The organism is Lysinibacillus sp. FSL R5-0849 (assembly GCF_038595075.1).
GTDB lineage: Bacteria > Bacillota > Bacilli > Bacillales_A > Planococcaceae > Lysinibacillus > Lysinibacillus fusiformis.
This window is the reverse complement of record NZ_CP152004.1, coordinates 1,037,200-1,054,752: the sequence shown is the minus strand read 5'-3', so window position 1 is coordinate 1,054,752 and position 17,553 is coordinate 1,037,200. Positions and strand designations below refer to the sequence as shown.

Here is a 17,553-nt window from a genome sequence, read left to right as displayed (position 1 = left end):
TATTATGACGCATTCTTCTAATTTGTGTACTAAAACAGCTTGTAAAAATAATCAGAATACTTCATTTTTTCTATATTTTCGCGCATGCTCTTGATCTAAACGATATATAAAAGCAAATACCTCTGCCACAGCCTGATATAATTCCTCAGGAATGGACTCATTTAAATCTAATTGACCAAGCAGATGTACAAGGTTAGGATCCTCATAAATCGGCACATTATGCTCATTTGCTCTTGCCAAAATGTTCTCGGCAATTTTCCCTTTTCCCTTTGCTACAACAGTCGGACTATCGAATTGACCGAGTTTATAAGTTAGCGCAATTGCCTCTTTACGGGTAAATTTTTCTTCGCTCATACGCGGATATCCACCCCACTCTGTTCCTCTTGCTGTTCTACTACAGGACTATTTTTGACCGCCTGGCCCTTGTCAAATTGTTTCATAAAAACGCCTGATAGTTGATAATTTTTTTCTGCCAACCCTACTTTTAATGCTGCCTTTAGTGGTTCTGCAATCGATTGAATCTCCAAATGTTCATTAAAGACCGTTACTGTAACTACTCGATTTTGAACCTGCATATCAATGACCGTTTCTTGCATGGATGCCATTTGTAAATAAAATAATACCCTCGCATAGTTGGCATCAATTTTACCATCATCTTTCATGCGACCATTCCATTGCAATGTAGCATCCATTCTCTTACCGAAAAATTCTAGCGGAACTTGCATAATCAGTTGATGTTGGTGTCCATTTTCGCCTGATGATAGCTGCATCCCATTCATTCGTGTCATTAACATTTCTGCCGCTTCCTTCAATTGCGGTGTCATATTAGTTTCCTGCAATAATGTATGAAGCTGCGGTTTTAATTGATGTGCAATCATTTGTAAATCCGCTGATTTGTTTCCGAGTGTCGCCTCATAGCTAATCCCTAAATTTTTTAACACTGTTTTCATCGCATGCTCCATTGCCTTACTATCCATCGAATTTTGTACAAGAGCGTCTGCTTGTGTCACTATTTGTTGAATGAGGGGCTGTGAAGAAGCGATGCTATTTTTTACAAGATTACGCATAAAGGCTTCATTTTGTAAGGGAGAAGCTACCTCTTGCTTCAATAAAGACAGTAGATGATCTTTTACTGACAGTCCTTTTATGTCCTGTGTAAATAAATGATTGGACGTATTTTGAGAAAAGGTTTTTAATAATTGATCCTGCATTTGTTTAGCAAAAATATCTACTGTTTGCTTTGTGACAGGTAACTGATTAAAACGATCAATTAGCTGATTAATCTGTTGCTTTTGATCATTTGTTAAAAATTGTTGATTTGTTGTCCAAGATTTAAGTTGCTCGATCAGCTGAGCGGCATTTTCAGGCTTCGTTGTTAGGATAGTCTGAACGACTTGACCCGCTTGCTGCATTTGCTGAGAAGCTTTTCCCTCGTTCATACTTGACCAATTTTGCAATGTTGCCTGATTCGGAATTATCCCCGACTCCTTTAAGATCGACAAGGCTTGCATTTTTTCACTAGTTGTAGCAGCATTATTTGTTAAACTTTCTAGAACTTTTGCAAGAACCACGCTACCTGTTTCTACTTCAAATGGCTTTGTAATTGCTTGTACTTGCTGCATTAAATTTTGTTTAAGCTGTTCAGGCAAGGCTGTATCTTTTGCTAGAAGCTGTGCAAAGTTTTCCATAATAGCCGCCATACCAGAAGTCTTTTGTCCACTCATTAGCGCTTGAAACACTTCATTAGTCATTGGCATTTTAAGCTCTATCATTTTTTGAATCGTTTGCAAAGCATCCATTTTAGATATACCCTCTGGTAATGCCTTTAACCACATTTCAGCTTGTAAAAGTTGATCTTTTGAAATTGGTAGCTCTGCCTTCATAAAATGTCCTAATAATTGCTGCATCTCTGCTGACTTAGGTAAATTCATAGACTCTAATAGCTGATTAATTTGTTGGCTTGGTGAAGTGGTTGGCGTCATCGGTCCTGACACCACTTTCAATTCTGCTTGTGGATCTGTTCCTGTTACCTGAAAAAAATGGGCATCTCCAGCTTTTAATGGAACTTCAAGTTTAGCGATAAATTTTTGATTTCCTACTTGTATCTCCGCCATTTGATCTGGGTATAATTTCTTAATCGTTCCATGAAATACTTGTCCCTGTTTTAAGGCCAGTGGCTGATTATTTGCAGTTATTGGGTTTTGTTGCATCTGGATCGGATTAAATGATGTGGCTGTCATATATATACTCCTTTCATCAATTACTCCTTCGGTAATTGGTGTTAACGTATTATTCAAACATGGATTTAACCGGCTCAAACGATTTACGATGGTGAATCGTTGGTCCGTATTCTTCTAGTGCTTTTAAATGCTGCTTTGTACCGTAGCCAGCATGTTGTGCAAAACCATACATAGGAAAATCTTTATCTAATTGTTCCATATAATCATCTCGGGCTGTTTTAGCTAGAATGGAGGCTGCTGCTATTGCTAAGCTTTTGGCATCTCCTTTAATGATGGAATCCTGAGGGATAGCCATAGGTAATGTCATGGCATCTACTAAAACATAATCTGGTTTTCTCGATAACGATTCCACACTTGCCTTCATAGATTGTTTGGTCGCCTCATAAATATTAAGCTCGTCTATTTGTTGAGCCGGTTGGAAGTGAATAAAATAACTAATTGCATGTTCTTTAATTAAAGCGGCAAAGGCATTTCGTTTATCCTTCGATAATTGCTTAGAATCATTCAAACCAACTAGAGCCTCACTATTTGTTGGCAAAATTACAGCCGCTGTAACGACTGGCCCAGCAAGAGGACCACGCCCCGCTTCATCGACACCTGCAATTAAAGCATCTATTCCCCCATAACTTAAATCAAATGCCACTTTTGCTTGATGTTCCTGAAGTAATTGGCGCCTTTTTTCTTGTTTCTTTTGCCAAGAAACCCAAGCCTTTTGTACACCTACTCGTTCATCTTCTGCAATACCTGACATCCACTCTTGCCATTCTTCCGCATCTTTTAATGCTACTGTAATTTCTTTAATACTTCTCATTTCTTACTCCTTCTTGCCTCTACTTATTAAACCTATATATCCATTTCAGTCATTATGTAGCTTCATTTTTTTCCTCTATATAATTATTATCGGTAGGAAAATTCATTCCTAAAAGAAAAACTGTCACAAAGAGGGTGTGACAGTTTCCAATACTTTTTATTGTTCTGATTCTTTTTCTAGTTGTTCATCCACAAAATCAAATGTTAATTTGCCTAATTGCAAGCCTCGAATATCTCGAACGATTAGTTGAGCTACTTGATCATAATCAATTTCTCCACCTGCACCAAACACGCGACGAAGTTTCCCAATATGGTCAAAGGTTTCAACCAAATCTTCATGGACGAATTCAAAGCCGTAACGCTCCTCCATACGCTTTGGATAATGAACGGATAAGAAACGTAAGCCGTATACTGCTAAGTCTTCCATGTTTGTGATGGTGTCTTTAATAGCTCCTGTTAAAGCTAATTTAAAGCCCACTTCTTGATCTTCAAATTTTGGCCATAAAATCCCTGGCGTATCTAATAGCTCAAGTTCTTTCCCGACCTTAATCCATTGCTGTGCCTTTGTTACACCCGGTGTATTTCCCGTTTTAGCAATATTTTTTTTCGCCAAGCGATTAATCAGTGTTGATTTCCCAACATTCGGAATACCAACAATCATTGCACGAATAGCTCGAGGCTTCATCCCTTTTGCTTTCATGCGATCAAACTTTTCTTTTAATATTTCCTGCGCTGCCTTTGTTACTTGTTGTAAGCCTTTACCCTCAAGGGAGTTAATGGCTACTGCTTTATGACCACGCTGTGCAAAATAATCTACCCATTTGCGTGTTTCTTGCTCGTCTGCCATATCCGCCTTATTCAAAATTAAAAGACGTGGTTTTTGATTAATGACTTCATCTATCATTGGATTACGAGACGATAAAGGTAAACGGGCGTCTATTAACTCAAATATAATATCAACAAGCTTTAATTTTTCTGTTACTTCACGTCGGGCCTTTGCCATATGCCCGGGAAACCATTGAATTGTCACTGCTTTGCCTCCTAAATTAAAAGAAAAAGGGAGTTCATAAACGCTCCCTTTCTTGCATTACTTTACAATTTTTATGTCATTAAACGGCCAGAAAATCAAACTTGTATTGCCGATGATTTCCTTTTGATCTACAAGACCAATATGTCGACTGTCTTTACTATTTCGTCGATTATCCCCCATGACAAAAACATACCCCTTTGGAATCTCATCTAATGAAACATCGATGTCTTTTAAGGTAAAGTCTTCTGTTAATGTTCCCCCTGCGATTTGAGCTTTATAAGCATCTAAATAGGGCTCATCAATTGGCTCACCGTTGATATATAATTGATCGTCTTTATATTCCAGTGAATCCCCTGGCAATCCAATTACACGTTTAATGTAATTTTTTTGTTCAGGCGCATGAAACACAACAATATCAAAGCGTTTCGGTTCACCTATTTTATAACCAATTTTATTCACAATCATGCGGTCGCCATCTTCAAGGGTTGGCATCATGGACTCACCATCAACTGCAATTGGTGTAAATAAAAAATATCGTATGATTGCAGCAATCGCAAATGCAATTAATAGCGCTTTTGTCCATTCCCATAATTCATTCTTTTCTTTCACCTGTTTTTCCATTGAGAAATGCCCCCTTGTCTAACACTATTTTAGTTGATAGGGAATTAAGATGACAAGCAAAAAGAAAAGGAGCTTGCGTACAAGCCCCTCACTTTTAAGTCATAATTATCGAATTTCTTTAATACGAGCAGCTTTACCACGTAGGTTACGTAGGTAGTAAAGTTTAGCACGACGTACTTTACCACGACGTACAACTTCTAAGTTAGCGATTTTTGGTGTGTGTACAGGGAATGTACGCTCAACACCTACACCGTAAGAAATTTTACGAACTGTGAAAGTTTCGCTAATACCGCCACCACGACGTTTAATTACTACACCTTCGAAAAGCTGGATACGTTCACGAGTACCCTCTACTACTTTCACGTGTACCTTAACAGTATCACCAGGACGGAAAGCAGGTAGATCAGTGCGAAGTTGAGATTTTGTAATTTCTGTAATAATGTTTGACATTGTTTTCTCTCCTTAGACAGATGCTCTTGCACGCAATCTATGCCACAGCGGAACACCGTAATTCAGTACTTCACATAGAAGTACAGATTAAATGTTATCATAAATATACTAGGCAATCAAGCATCTTGTTGATTGTTTTTAAGTTTTTCTAAATACAATTTTTGCTTGTCAGTTAAAGGATAATCATCGAGTAAATCAGGACGACGTTCAAAGGTTCTTTTCAACGATTGCTCCTCACGCCATTGCTCAATTTTTGCGTGATTGCCCGATAATAAAACATCTGGCACCTTCATTCCTCGAAATTCTGCTGGTCGAGTATAATGAGGATGCTCTAAGAGACCCGTTGAAAAGGAATCTTGTATATGTGAATCTTCTTGGCCTAATACACCTGGTAATAGGCGTACAACACTATCGATAACCGTCATTGCTCCTAGTTCTCCACCTGTTAAAACGAAATCTCCAATAGAAATTTCATCTGTTACAAGGTGCTGGCGTATACGTTCATCATAGCCTTCATAGTGACCACATAAAAAGACTAATTCCTTCTCCTGTGATAATTCTTCTGCTTTTTTTTGGGTAAATCGTTCTCCCTGAGGGCACATTAAAATGATGCGTGGTTGTTTTCCTGCACAAATTGCTTCTACAGCGCTAAACATCGGCTCAGGCTTTAAAACCATGCCTGCTCCGCCGCCATATGGATAGTCGTCCACTTGATTGTGCTTATTCCCCGAAAATGTACGGATGTCGGTTACCTCTAGCTTAACCGCATTTTTTTCTTGAGCTTTCTTTAAAATAGAAGCCCCGAAAACACCTGAGAACATATCGGGAAAAAGACTCAGCACATGAATATTCATCATAATAAACCTTCCATTACGTGAATGACAATTTTCTTCTCTACCACATCAATATCTTTCACGATATCTTCTATATAAGGGATATAATGCTCTTTCTTCGAGCCTTTAACCACCCATACATCATTAGCACCTGTTTGTAGAATATCGTTCACAACGCCAATTGTTTCGCCTTCTTCAGAAACAACTGTACAACCTATAATCTCATGGAAAAAGAATTCATTTTCTTGAAGGAGATCGTCAGTCATTTGATCTTTTGTCACTTTTAACAAACCTTCTTTAAACGGCTCGACCAAATTGATGTTATTCATACCTTCAAATGTTAATAAAATAAAGTTTTTATGACGACGCACTGATTGAATCGTTACCCAAGTTGGTTTTTTATCGTCCTTTTTAAAGGCAGCAAGCTTATTCCCTACCGCAAAACGTTCTTTTTCAAAGTCTGTTGTCGATAATATACGCACCTCTCCTCGAATACCGTGTGTATTGACAATTCGACCTACATTAAACCATTCCATTCAACTATCACCTCATTAAAAACGTACTACTCTCTCCCATTGCATTCATTCTCTTACTCAAATTCACTTTGGAAGAATGTAGGTTCAGCTAAGACAATCAATTGTCTCGTCCATATTAATATAATCAATTGTCTCTAGCTGTAATCTTTGTTGCTATATGCCCTGTTTGTCCAAAATAAAAAGAACAACTCTAGGCGAAATAAAGAAAAAAAGGAAGGAACCTACAAGCTCCCTCCTTCTTAGTCCAGATATTACGCTTCATGCTAAAGTCCACTTCGAACTCCTAAGCGACATGTAAACACACCTATCAGGACTCAATTGTACTCGTTGCAAGAGCGCGAAAATCTTTTCTATTAATCCAATATATCGACGTAGGTCTTCTTTTGATGGTGACTACCTGCCGCTGAATAAACAATTGTACGAATCGCTTTCGCTACTCGCCCCTGCTTGCCTATGACTTTCCCTCGATCCTCTGGATGAACAAAAAGTTTATAAACAATTCGATTTGCATTTTCATCCGTCTCAATACGAACTTCTTCTGGATAATCGACTAACGGTAAAACGATTGCTTCAATCAGCTGCTTCAAAGACGTCGCCCCCGATTATTTACTGAATTTTTGGTTATGGAATTTCTCCATGATACCTTGTTCTGAGAACAGGTTACGTACTGTATCTGATGGTTTTGCACCGTCAGCTAACCATTTAAGAGCTTTCTCTTCATCAATGTTTACAGTAGCTGGTTGAGTTAGTGGGTTGTAAGTACCAACTGTTTCGATTTGACGGCCGTCACGTGGTGAACGAGCGTCTGCAACTACGATACGATAGAAAGGAGATTTTTTAGCTCCCATACGTTTTAAGCGAATTTTAACTGCCATTTTAATAGCACCTCCGAATAAGTTTCACACAAGATAGTATATTATCAATGTTTAGGTTGTTTGTAAAGTGTTTTTTCTTAACACCTAAAAATTATTATTTAAACAATGAATCAAAGCCTGGTAATTTCATTTTTTTCTTGCCCTTACCACTAGCCATTCCAGTCATTTGCTTCATCATTTTTTTCATTTCATCAAATTGCTTGATCAGACGATTCACCTCTTGAATAGAAGTCCCTGAACCTTTAGAAATACGCTTTTTACGGCTACCATTAATTAATTCAGGATTCGTCTTTTCTGCAGGCGTCATCGAGTAAATAATCGCCTCTACACGTCCCATTTGCTTATCGTCAACTTTAACATTATCTAAGCCTTTGATTTTGTTTGCACCAGGGAGCATTTTTAAAATTTCATCTATAGGTCCCATTTTTTTAACTTGCTGCAATTGCTCCACGAAATCATCAAGTGTAAAGGTTTGAGTCTTGAATTTTTCTTCTAACTCTTTGGCTTTTGCTTCATCTACATTGGCTTGGGCCTTTTCGATCAGCGATAGAACGTCTCCCATACCTAAAATACGAGACGCCATACGCTCAGGATGGAAAGGTTCTAGCGCATCCATTTTCTCACCCATACCGACAAACTTAATTGGTTTCTGCGTTACAGAACGAATAGATAATGCTGCACCACCACGAGTATCACCATCAAGTTTTGTTAAGACAACCCCTGTAATACCAATAGCCTCATTAAAGCTTTCTGCTACGTTTACAGCATCTTGACCTGTCATTGCATCGACAACAAGGAAGACCTCATCTGGCTCTTTTAATGCGCGAATATCTTTTAATTCTTGCATCAAATCCTCATCGATATGCAAACGACCAGCCGTATCGATAATTACGACATCATGATGCTCTTCTTTCGCCTTTTCAATTGCCTGACGTGCAATCTCTACAGGGGAAATATCAGTGCCTAACGAAAAAACTGGTAATGAAAGTTGTTTACCTAATGTTTCTAATTGTTGAACAGCTGCTGGACGATAAACGTCGGCTGCTACTAACAATGGTTTACGATTATATTTTTTCCTTAGAACATTTGCCAATTTACCTGAAGTTGTCGTTTTCCCTGCCCCTTGGAGGCCGACCATCATAATAACAGTTGGAGGCTTCGTATTAAATTTAATTGGACTTTGCTCGCCACCCATTAATTCTGTTAATTCGTCTTGTACAATTTTAATAACTTGTTGACCGGGTGTTAAGCTTTGCATAACATCGACGCCAACAGCACGTTCACTAACCTTTTTTACAAATTCCTTGACTACTTTTAAGTTAACATCCGCCTCAATTAAAGCAAATCGGACTTCACGCATCATTTCTTTGACGTCTTGCTCCGATACTTTCCCTTTGCCCTTAATTTTTTGGATCGTTCCTTGGAGTCGTTCCGCTAATCCTTCAAAAGCCATTGCTTTCGCCTCCTAATCCCATTCTTTCAGCTGTTCGATAAGCACTAGCTGCTCTTCAGCCGTCATACTTTGTTCTGTTATCCCCATTGTTAGCTGTGAAAGCATTTGGGTACGTTGTTGAAATTTTTCAAGTAAACATAATTTTTCTTCATATTCCTCAAGCATTGCTTCTGTTCGACGAATATTATCGTAGACAGCTTGGCGTGATACACCATACGATTCAGCGATTTCACCTAGTGAGTGATCATCCAAATAGTATAGTTCCATATAACTTCTTTGCTTATCTGTTAATAATGCTTGATAAAAGTCGAAGAGAAAGTTCATGCGTGTTGTTTTTTCAAGTAGCATCGAATGTTTCTCCTCCCGCTATTTAGTCATTTGTATCATAACGAAAAGCGCCCGTCTGTGTCAAGGTAATCTCCTTGTCTAAAAGCCTAATTTACTTACTTTCGGGCAATTCTTGCCTGTAGCTAGTATGACTCTTTCCAACAAGTCAATTCAACTGATCACAGTCGAGCGTTTCTACTCCACTACACTCAGTGGATTGGTGCCACATTTCTTAAGTTAAACATCGAGAGGTTAACCTAAAATGAATGACTCATAAAAAAACAAAACAAACATTCATCCCCTCCGATACATGAAGGAGATGAATGCTAGATCAAGATAAAATGACACTGCCCATTTTACTGTTATTCTTCATTATTTTGTAATTCTTTATCTAAACCATCGGCAAATAATCCATAGACATATCGTTCTGCATCAAATGGCTGTAAATCGTCCATTTTCTCCCCAAGACCTACAAATTTCACAGGAATGTGTAATTTGTTACGGATTGCAAGTACAATACCGCCTTTAGCTGTACCGTCCAGCTTTGTTAAAACGATACCTGTCACATTCGTTGCTTCTTTAAATGTTTGTGCTTGAACAAGGGCATTTTGACCAGTTGTTGCATCTAACGCTAATAATACTTCATGTGGAGCACTTGGAATTTCACGGGAAATGACACGATGTACCTTTTCAAGCTCGTTCATTAAATTCACTTTGTTTTGTAAGCGTCCTGCTGTATCACAAATTAACACATCTGCTTTTCTGTTTTTCGCAGCACGAATTGCATCATACATAACTGCCGCTGGATCAGAGCCCTCAGATTGTTTAATAACCTCACAGCCTACACGATCTCCCCACACTTGTAATTGATCGATAGCACCTGCACGGAATGTATCACCCGCAGCTAAAACAACTGTTTTGCCTTGGGACTTGAGACGACGAGCGAGTTTACCAATTGTCGTTGTTTTCCCTACACCATTCACCCCAACAAATAGAATGACTGTCAGTTCACCATCAGGCTGCATATTTAATTCAATTAAATCATCTTCACCTTGCTCATAAATTTCTACAAGCTTTTCAGAAATTAAAGTTTGGATACCATTTGTATCTTTTATGTTTTTACGTTGTACCTCGAAACGTAATTTATCCATCAGTTCCATGACCGTTTCAAAACCAACATCGGCCTGTAATAAAAGATCCTCTAATTCCTCAAAGAAATCCTCATCCACTTTACGATAACGTGCAACAAGGTCGTTCACTTTTGATGTAAAGGAATTACGTGTTTTTTCAAGGCCCGCTTTAAATTTTTGCGTAATAGACCAAGCAGAAGGTTTTTTCTCCTCTGTTGGTTGTTCCTCAATAATTTGTACTTCTAGCTGCTCTTCTTCCTCTATTGGAGAAGGCGGCTCTAAATCCTTTGTACCTTCGATGTCCGAAGATTGTTCGGATTCTGTAGTATCTTCTATTGGTGAGAATTGCTCAGAAGGTTCTTCAACAACAGTCTCAGTAGTGGCAGGTTCACCGCCTTCTTCTAATTCCTGTGGATGAGAATCTAAATCATGTTCAATGGCTTCTAGTTTTTCTTCGTCCGCTGGATTCCCCATCAATTTATCTTTTATACGTTTAAAAAAGCTCATCCTTATTTGCTCCTTTGCTCCGCAAGTACGGGTTCGTCTTCTAATTTTACTGATACAAGTTTTGATACGCCTGACTCCTGCATAGTTATACCATACAGGACATCCGCTCCCTCCATCGTTCCTTTACGATGTGTAATGACAATGAATTGTGTTTCACCACTAAACTTCTTCAAATATTGGCTGTAGCGCACAACATTTGCTTCATCAAGGGCAGCCTCTACTTCATCGAGAATACAGAATGGGACAGGTCTTATATTTAAGATGGAGAATAATAAAGCGATCGCCGTTAGCGCACGTTCACCACCAGAAAGCAAACTTAAGTTTTGTAACTTTTTCCCTGGAGGCTGAGCAACAATGTCAATGCCTGTTTCTAGTAAATTCTGCGGATCAATTAGCACTAAATCGGCTTGCCCTCCACCAAATAATTCACGGAATACACGTTTAAATTGTTCGCGAATCGCATAGAACGTTTCGCTAAAGCGCATTGTCATTTCTTCATCCATTTCTTTAATGGCTTCATGCAATGTTTCTTGCGCCGCAAGTAGATCCTCTCGCTGTTCAGTTAAGAAAGTATGTCGTTCAAGCACTCTTTCATATTCTTCAATCGCGCCTAAATTAACAGGGCCTAGCTCTTCAATTGATTTTTTAAGCAATTTAACACGTCGACGTACAAATTCCTCATCTTCTATAGCCTGTGCTTCTTCTTCTGCCTCTTCAAATGTTAACTGATAATTCTCCTCGAGCTGAGCTGTGAAATTGTCCATTTCAAATTCAACACGATTTCGTTTCAACTCATTTGCACGTATCGCTTCAAGATACCCCTTATGGATACGTTGTAATTCCTTCAGCTGAGCCTCTAACGATGAAAGTTCATTCTGTTGCCCTACTTTTTCCTCTTTTTTCTGAGAAATTGTCTCTTGTAGCGCATCTCTTCTGTTCTTCCATGTCAACACCTGTTCATCGACCTCTTCATCACTTAAATAATTTGTCGATTCATCAGATTGAAGCCACGATATTTCCTGAGAAATATTTTCAACTTTTTGTTGAGCTTTGTTTAATTGTAGGGCTAAGTCAGCTGTAGCTATTTGAACTTGTGACATTTGTTCTTGCATAACAGCTAATTGTGAGCGTTTTTCTGCCAATTGCTCACGTAATACATCTTTCTCTGTCTCACTTTGTAGCTTAACCTTACTTAATTGCTCAACGGTTTCATTGATTTCGATTAATTCTCCTGCAAGCGCACTTAAACGTTCCTCTGCTTCTTGCTTTTGAGCCAATAATGACTCTTCACGTGTTTTAACATCCTGTGTTTCAGTCGAAGCAAAGGTTACTCTAGCCGATAAGCTTTTTTCTACAGCCTCTAGCTCACGTAAACGACCCGCCTGCTGCATCTCATCTTTTCGTAATTGCTCCCCTTCAAGCTTCAATAGCTCTACTTGATCTCGAAGTGTTGCTAGCTTTTCTTTTTCCGCTGCAACAGCCTGTTCTGCACCATAAATGGAAGCTTGCAATGTCTCTAACTTAAGAATTAAACCATCTAATTCTGCTTTTCTTGTAAAGAGTGAAGATTGCTGTTTAAGGGCACCACCCGTTAACGAGCCCCCTGCATTAACAATATCTCCATCAAGTGTAACCACTCGATAACGGAATCCACATAATCTAGCAATTTGACTTGCCCCTTCAAGATTTGCTGCAACAATGACATTGCCTAGAAGATTTTCAACAATCGTTCGATTATCTTCATTAAAAGTCACTAACGCATCCGCCATCCGAATGAATGCTGGGTGCTCAGTTGCTAATTGGATAGTCGCTAAATTAATTTTACGTGATTTCATTACGGTTTTTGGTAAAAAAGTAGCACGCCCAGCTCGCTTTTGCTTTAGCCAATGAATAGCCTGTTGGGCATGGCGTTCATTAGTTGTAACAATATGCTGAGAGGCGGCTCCTAAAGCCGTTTCTATCGCTTGTGAGTATTTCCCCTCAACCTGGATTAATTCAGCTACAGCACCCTCAATACCTTGTAATTCACCTTTATCTCGTGCAAGCAGCACTTCTTTAACCCCTTGGAAAAACCCTGAAAAGTCAGCTTCAAGCTCCGCTAACGTATCTTTTCTAGCTTTTAGTTGCTGTTGATGCTGATAAGCCTTATAAAGCATATCTTGCTTTTCAGTAAAGGTAGAATTAACATTTTTCAACTGTATTTGTAAAGCTTCATATTGTTCTAGCTTTTCTTGTAAGTCATTTGTTGTTGAAGTATGTGCAGCTATTAGCTGTTCTTTTTCAGCAACAATTTGCATAAGCTCTTGCCCGATTTCATCAGTTTGGTCGGACATTCGTGTTGCCATAGCTTTTTGTTGAGCCAACTGCTGATCGATATTTTTCAACTCATTTTTGATGGTCGCTTCTTCATTCAACGAATCGATATATCGGTTTTTTTGCTCCTCAATTTCTTGTTCGATTTCCGTTACGGAGCGATTTAAAGATTGCTCTAACTGTTTAATGCTTTGTTTGAGCACCAACACGGCTTGTTGTTTTTCAGAAAATACGTCTTTTTTCTCCTGCTCCTGCATAAACAGTGCCTCTACTTCTGCTTTGGCCTCTTGTAATGACGTATTCAGCTGCTGTAATTGATTGGACGCATTTTGACGCTTTTCAGCCATTAGCGCCTTTCGTCCATCCCAACGTTCTACCTCCATTGTGGCATTGACTAGGTCAGCTTGAGAAACATCCAAATATTCATCAAGTTCTTTTAATAGCTTGCGAATATTAGTTGTCTGTTTATCGAAAGTAGCAATATCTTGAGCTTGCTTTTGCTCTATCTCAGATAGGTTTGTGTACTCTTCTTTAAGCGCACGCAAAGATTGTGCACAATTTTTAAAATCATGCACAAGAATGGCAATATCAAAATCTTTTAGCTCAGTAGACATTTGTACATAGTCTCTTGCACTAGATGCTTGCATTTCAAGCGGTCCAAGTCGACTGTCTAATTCATGAAGAATATCTAATACACGATATAAATTCTCATCTGTCTCAACAAGCTTATGCTCTGCTTTTTTCTTTCTTATTTTATACTTTAATACGCCAGCTGCCTCTTCAAAAATCGAACGACGGTCATCAGGTCGGCTATTTAAAATTTCATCGACACGACCTTGTGAAATTATAGAAAATGCCTCTTTTCCAAGCCCTGAATCCATAAACAAGTCCGTAATATCCTTCAGGCGACACTGCTGGTTATTTAATAAATATTCACTATCACCTGAACGGTATACGCGTCTTGTTACGCTGACCTCTGTATAGGAAAAAGCAAGTTGCTCGTCGGTATTATCTAATATTAGTGTTACCTCTGCAAAGTTGAGTGGCTTCCGAGAGTCACTCCCTGCAAAAATTACATCTTCCATCTTTGATCCACGTAACGACTTTGCCGATTGCTCACCAAGTACCCAACGTATTGCATCTGTGACATTACTTTTTCCACTGCCATTTGGTCCCACAACTGCTGTAACACCGGGTACAAAATCAATACCAATGCGCTCCGCAAATGATTTAAAGCCAATCACTTCTAGTCGTTTTAGGAACATCTTTTAAGCCTCCTCTTTCGCAGCTTCTTCTCGCATCATTCGCATCGCACATTGTGCAGCTTGCTGCTCGGCTTCTTTTTTCGATTTTCCCCGACCTATACCAAGCTCTTGTCCGTTCAGTAAGACGCTTGATACAAAGGTACGATTATGTGCAGGACCTTTTTCATCAATGATTTCATAATGAAGAAGTCCATTATTCGTTTGCTGTACCATTTCTTGCAATTGGCTTTTAAAATCCATCACATGCGAAAAAGCACCGACTTCTACTTTTGGGAACACGATACGTTCTAAAAAAGACACGACCGTTTGTAAATCCTGATCTAAATATAGGGCACCTACAAATGACTCAAACACATCTGCAAGTAGTGCTGGGCGTTCCCGTCCACCTGTTAATTCTTCACCTTTTCCAAGTAAAACAAAGCGACCAAAGCCTAGTTCATTCGCAAAAATAACTAGAGATGGTTCACAAACAATGGATGCTCGTAACTTTGTTAACTCACCCTCGCTCATATTCGGGTATTTCTCAAAAAGATATTTAGAAACAGACAGTTCAAGTACTGCGTCTCCTAAAAATTCAAGACGCTCATTATCCGTAAATAACTTACGGCGATGCTCATTCACATAAGATGAATGCGTGAATGCTTGATACAATAAATTTTTATTAACAAATGTGATATTTAATTCATGCTGTAACAGCTCGAATTGATTGCGTACTTTTTCAGGAAGTACGCCAGATTTCTGCATAGTTCCTTTTCTTTTCATAGCCATTGAACAAATCTGCCTTCCTAATAGTTTCTACCGTTTTAGTGTACCTTTTTCAAAGCGTTTATGCAAAAGTATTTCGGCTTAAACACAATATTTTGGAAAATTTTTAGAAAATTTATTTCAAATTCAATAAAGCCTTGGCACATTTGCGTCCGAATCGATCTTCGGAATATAAATCCACTGTATAATTGACACAAAAAAGGGACGTCCATAGATCGTAAACCGATCTATTTCGTCCCCTTTGAATACATCTTTGTCTATTAGATCTGCTTCTTTGTAAAGAAAAGCAGTAAACTATTTCTCTTTATTCAACCAATCATAAATACGATTTGTATAATTACGATAACCATTACACCTATAAGGGTGATAAATTTCTGCTAAATAAAGTATAAACGAAATTAGTTAATTTTACTTTCGATGTATGAAATTGCAGAACCTACTGTTGAGATTTTTTCAGCATCTTCATCAGAAATTTCCATATCGAATTCGTCTTCAAGCTCCATTACAAGCTCAACTACGTCTAATGAGTCAGCACCTAAATCATCACGGAAAGAAGCTTCAAGTGTTACTTCGCTTTCTTCAACACCTAAACGGTCCACGATTACTTTTGTTACGCGTTCTAATACTGTAGACAAATGATTCACCTCCCCTCAAATGATTATACAGAAAATTAGCGCCTATGCCTAATTCAAATTACATGACCATACCACCGTCTATATGAAGTGTTTGTCCTGTCATATAGTTAGCGTCTTCAGATGCAAGGAAAACAACTGCCTTAGCAATATCTTCCGGCTGCCCTAGTTTCGCAAGTGGGATTTGTGTTAACATCCCTTGTTTAATATCTTCTGGTAACTGATCAGTCATTTCTGTTTCAATAAAGCCAGGTGCAATAGCGTTGACTAAAATATTACGTGACGCTAATTCCTTCGCAGTTGTTTTAGTTAACCCAATAACACCTGCTTTAGCTGCAACATAGTTTGCTTGGCCCGCATTTCCAGCTACGCCAACAATCGATGAAATATTGATAATACGACCGGCACGCTGCTTCATCATTTGGCGTGTTACCGCTTTGGTACATAGGAAAACACCCTTAAGATTCGTATCTAATACATCATCCCATTCATCTTCCTTCATGCGCATAAGTAAATTATCTCTTGTAATACCAGCATTATTCACTAAAATATCAAGGGAGCCAAATGTTTTCACAGCAGTATCCATTAAGGCTGTCACTTCTTCTGTTTGAGAAACGCTAGCTTGTACAGCAATTGCCTCGCCACCGCCCTCTTGAATCATAGCAACTACTTCTTCAGCTTTTGCTTGCGAGCCGCTATAGTTCACGACAACTTTTGCACCCTCGTCAGCAAGCTTTAATGCAATAGCACGACCAATTCCTCGTGAAGCTCCTGTTACAACAACTACTTTTCCTTCAAGTTTACGCATTGATTGACCACTCCTTTGACGCTTCTAAAACCGCTTCTAGTGATGCCTCATCATAGACACAATAGGCAGTAACAGAGCGATCGATTTTTTTCAAGAGACCACTTAATACTTTACCTGGGCCACATTCAATAAAGACATCCACACCTTGTGCAATCATTTCGCGCATAGAGGCCTCCCATTGTACAGCACTATAAACCTGTTCAACAAGCTCTTGTTGAATGGCTGGAACATCCGTTAACTCCTTCGCCATAACGTTCCCTACAACAGGAATTTGCGGAGCAGCTAAAGTAACATCCGCCAACACCGCTTTCAACTTCTCTGACGATGGTCGCATTAGCTCAGAATGGAATGGACCACTTACAACTAATGATATAGCACGCTTAGCCCCTGCTTCTTTTGCAGAGCTTGATGCCTTCTCAACACCCTCTTTTGTACCTGAAATAACGATTTGACCCGGACAATTAACATTGGCTACCTGCACAGGTTCCCCTGCTGCTGACACTTGCTCAGTTACTTCATTTAACGCTTCTAATTCCATGCCTAAAATGGCTGCCATAGCACCTTGTCCAGCAGGTACAGCTTCATTCATATATAGACCACGTTTATGCACAATCTTCACTGCATCTTCAAAGGACATGACACCCGCTATGACCAATGCGCCATATTCTCCAAGAGAGTGACCTGCTGCATAATGAGGTTGAATTCCTGCTGCACGTAGCTTCTCTGCTACCATTACCCCAGTAGTAAGTAGTGCTGGCTGAGCATGATATGTTAATGTTAATTCCTCTACTGGACCTTCTAACATAAGCTTAGATAGCTCCAATTCAAGAGCTTGATCTGCACGATCATAGAAGGCTCTACTTTCCGCAGCATTTTCAACAAACTCTTGCCCCATTCCTACTACTTGCGAACCTTGTCCTGGAAAAATAAATGCAATTTTCGTCATTTGAATAGTCCC

The 17,553-nt window shown here is 39.0% G+C and carries 18 protein-coding genes; all 18 read right to left on the bottom strand.

Annotation, left to right across the window (positions count from 1 at the left end; genetic code table 11):
- Positions 1-51: 51 nt before the first annotated feature.
- Positions 52-354 (bottom strand): EscU/YscU/HrcU family type III secretion system export apparatus switch protein, encoded by a 303-nt coding sequence (locus tag MKY80_RS04895; protein ID WP_008181284.1) that lies wholly within the window; start codon positions 352-354, stop codon positions 52-54.
- Positions 351-2,240 (bottom strand): hypothetical protein, encoded by a 1,890-nt coding sequence (locus MKY80_RS04890; RefSeq protein WP_342532269.1) that lies wholly within the window; start codon positions 2,238-2,240, stop codon positions 351-353. Before MKY80_RS04890 ends, MKY80_RS04895 begins: the two co-directional genes overlap by 4 nt.
- 49 nt (positions 2,241-2,289) lie before the next feature.
- The gene (locus MKY80_RS04885) at positions 2,290-3,051 is read right to left on the bottom strand and encodes a ribonuclease HII (RefSeq protein WP_008181288.1); all 762 of its coding nucleotides are present in this window, start codon (positions 3,049-3,051) and stop codon (positions 2,290-2,292) included.
- A gap of 156 nt (positions 3,052-3,207) precedes the next feature.
- Positions 3,208-4,080, bottom strand: coding sequence for a ribosome biogenesis GTPase YlqF (gene ylqF, locus MKY80_RS04880; protein ID WP_025113918.1), 873 nt, complete (start codon positions 4,078-4,080; stop codon positions 3,208-3,210).
- Positions 4,081-4,137: 57 nt separating this feature from the next.
- On the bottom strand, positions 4,138-4,701 hold the full coding sequence (gene lepB / locus MKY80_RS04875; RefSeq protein ID WP_008181292.1) for a signal peptidase I: 564 nt from the start codon (positions 4,699-4,701) through the stop codon (positions 4,138-4,140).
- 105 nt (positions 4,702-4,806) lie between these two features.
- Positions 4,807-5,151, bottom strand: coding sequence for a 50S ribosomal protein L19 (rplS, locus tag MKY80_RS04870; RefSeq protein WP_008181294.1), 345 nt, complete (start codon positions 5,149-5,151; stop codon positions 4,807-4,809).
- Between the two features lie 116 nt (positions 5,152-5,267).
- Entirely contained in the window at positions 5,268-6,005 is a 738-nt protein-coding gene (gene trmD / locus MKY80_RS04865; protein WP_089985545.1) for a tRNA (guanosine(37)-N1)-methyltransferase TrmD, read from the bottom strand.
- The gene (rimM, locus tag MKY80_RS04860) at positions 6,005-6,520 is read right to left on the bottom strand and encodes a ribosome maturation factor RimM (RefSeq protein ID WP_089985320.1); all 516 of its coding nucleotides are present in this window, start codon (positions 6,518-6,520) and stop codon (positions 6,005-6,007) included. Before rimM ends, trmD begins: the two co-directional genes overlap by 1 nt.
- A gap of 353 nt (positions 6,521-6,873) precedes the next feature.
- Positions 6,874-7,107, bottom strand: a complete 234-nt coding sequence (locus MKY80_RS04855) for a KH domain-containing protein (protein WP_004269410.1) — start codon at positions 7,105-7,107, stop codon at positions 6,874-6,876.
- 15 nt (positions 7,108-7,122) lie between these two features.
- On the bottom strand, positions 7,123-7,395 hold the full coding sequence (rpsP, locus tag MKY80_RS04850) for a 30S ribosomal protein S16 (protein WP_004269411.1): 273 nt from the start codon (positions 7,393-7,395) through the stop codon (positions 7,123-7,125).
- 94 nt (positions 7,396-7,489) lie between these two features.
- Positions 7,490-8,848, bottom strand: a complete 1,359-nt coding sequence (ffh, locus tag MKY80_RS04845) for a signal recognition particle protein (RefSeq protein ID WP_089985319.1) — start codon at positions 8,846-8,848, stop codon at positions 7,490-7,492.
- 12 nt (positions 8,849-8,860) lie between these two features.
- Positions 8,861-9,196 (bottom strand): putative DNA-binding protein, encoded by a 336-nt coding sequence (locus MKY80_RS04840; RefSeq protein WP_008181685.1) that lies wholly within the window; start codon positions 9,194-9,196, stop codon positions 8,861-8,863.
- Positions 9,197-9,537: 341 nt separating this feature from the next.
- Positions 9,538-10,812 (bottom strand): signal recognition particle-docking protein FtsY, encoded by a 1,275-nt coding sequence (gene ftsY, locus MKY80_RS04835; RefSeq protein WP_089985317.1) that lies wholly within the window; start codon positions 10,810-10,812, stop codon positions 9,538-9,540.
- A 2-nt stretch (positions 10,813-10,814) separates the two neighbouring features.
- A complete protein-coding gene (gene smc / locus MKY80_RS04830; RefSeq protein ID WP_239354272.1) occupies positions 10,815-14,390 on the bottom strand; it encodes a chromosome segregation protein SMC in 3,576 nt (1,191 codons plus the stop codon).
- Positions 14,391-14,393: 3 nt separating this feature from the next.
- Complete coding sequence (rnc, locus tag MKY80_RS04825) at positions 14,394-15,158, bottom strand: ribonuclease III (RefSeq protein ID WP_008181680.1); 765 nt, start codon at positions 15,156-15,158, stop codon at positions 14,394-14,396.
- A gap of 395 nt (positions 15,159-15,553) precedes the next feature.
- Entirely contained in the window at positions 15,554-15,790 is a 237-nt protein-coding gene (gene acpP, locus MKY80_RS04820) for an acyl carrier protein (protein WP_008181678.1), read from the bottom strand.
- A 58-nt stretch (positions 15,791-15,848) separates the two neighbouring features.
- Complete coding sequence (gene fabG / locus MKY80_RS04815; protein WP_008181677.1) at positions 15,849-16,595, bottom strand: 3-oxoacyl-[acyl-carrier-protein] reductase; 747 nt, start codon at positions 16,593-16,595, stop codon at positions 15,849-15,851.
- Positions 16,588-17,541 (bottom strand): ACP S-malonyltransferase, encoded by a 954-nt coding sequence (gene fabD, locus MKY80_RS04810; protein ID WP_239354270.1) that lies wholly within the window; start codon positions 17,539-17,541, stop codon positions 16,588-16,590. The genes fabG and fabD overlap by 8 nt, the downstream gene beginning before the upstream one ends.
- Positions 17,542-17,553: the final 12 nt, after the last annotated feature.

Coding starts and splice junctions, on each gene's coding strand:
- fabG (WP_008181677.1), bottom strand. CDS start 16,595: ATGCGTAAACTTGAAGGAAAAGTAGTTGTTGTAACAGGAGCTTCACGA.
- ffh (WP_089985319.1), bottom strand. CDS start 8,848: ATGGCTTTTGAAGGATTAGCGGAACGACTCCAAGGAACGATCCAAAAA.
- lepB (WP_008181292.1), bottom strand. CDS start 4,701: ATGGAAAAACAGGTGAAAGAAAAGAATGAATTATGGGAATGGACAAAA.
- MKY80_RS04885 (WP_008181288.1), bottom strand. CDS start 3,051: ATGAGAAGTATTAAAGAAATTACAGTAGCATTAAAAGATGCGGAAGAA.
- trmD (WP_089985545.1), bottom strand. CDS start 6,005: ATGAATATTCATGTGCTGAGTCTTTTTCCCGATATGTTCTCAGGTGTT.
- rpsP (WP_004269411.1), bottom strand. CDS start 7,395: ATGGCAGTTAAAATTCGCTTAAAACGTATGGGAGCTAAAAAATCTCCT.
- rnc (WP_008181680.1), bottom strand. CDS start 15,158: ATGGCTATGAAAAGAAAAGGAACTATGCAGAAATCTGGCGTACTTCCT.
- rimM (WP_089985320.1), bottom strand. CDS start 6,520: ATGGAATGGTTTAATGTAGGTCGAATTGTCAATACACACGGTATTCGA.
- MKY80_RS04890 (WP_342532269.1), bottom strand. CDS start 2,240: ATGACAGCCACATCATTTAATCCGATCCAGATGCAACAAAACCCAATA.
- MKY80_RS04895 (WP_008181284.1), bottom strand. CDS start 354: ATGAGCGAAGAAAAATTTACCCGTAAAGAGGCAATTGCGCTAACTTAT.
- smc (WP_239354272.1), bottom strand. CDS start 14,390: ATGTTCCTAAAACGACTAGAAGTGATTGGCTTTAAATCATTTGCGGAG.
- MKY80_RS04840 (WP_008181685.1), bottom strand. CDS start 9,196: ATGCTACTTGAAAAAACAACACGCATGAACTTTCTCTTCGACTTTTAT.
- fabD (WP_239354270.1), bottom strand. CDS start 17,541: ATGACGAAAATTGCATTTATTTTTCCAGGACAAGGTTCGCAAGTAGTA.
- ftsY (WP_089985317.1), bottom strand. CDS start 10,812: ATGAGCTTTTTTAAACGTATAAAAGATAAATTGATGGGGAATCCAGCG.
- rplS (WP_008181294.1), bottom strand. CDS start 5,151: ATGTCAAACATTATTACAGAAATTACAAAATCTCAACTTCGCACTGAT.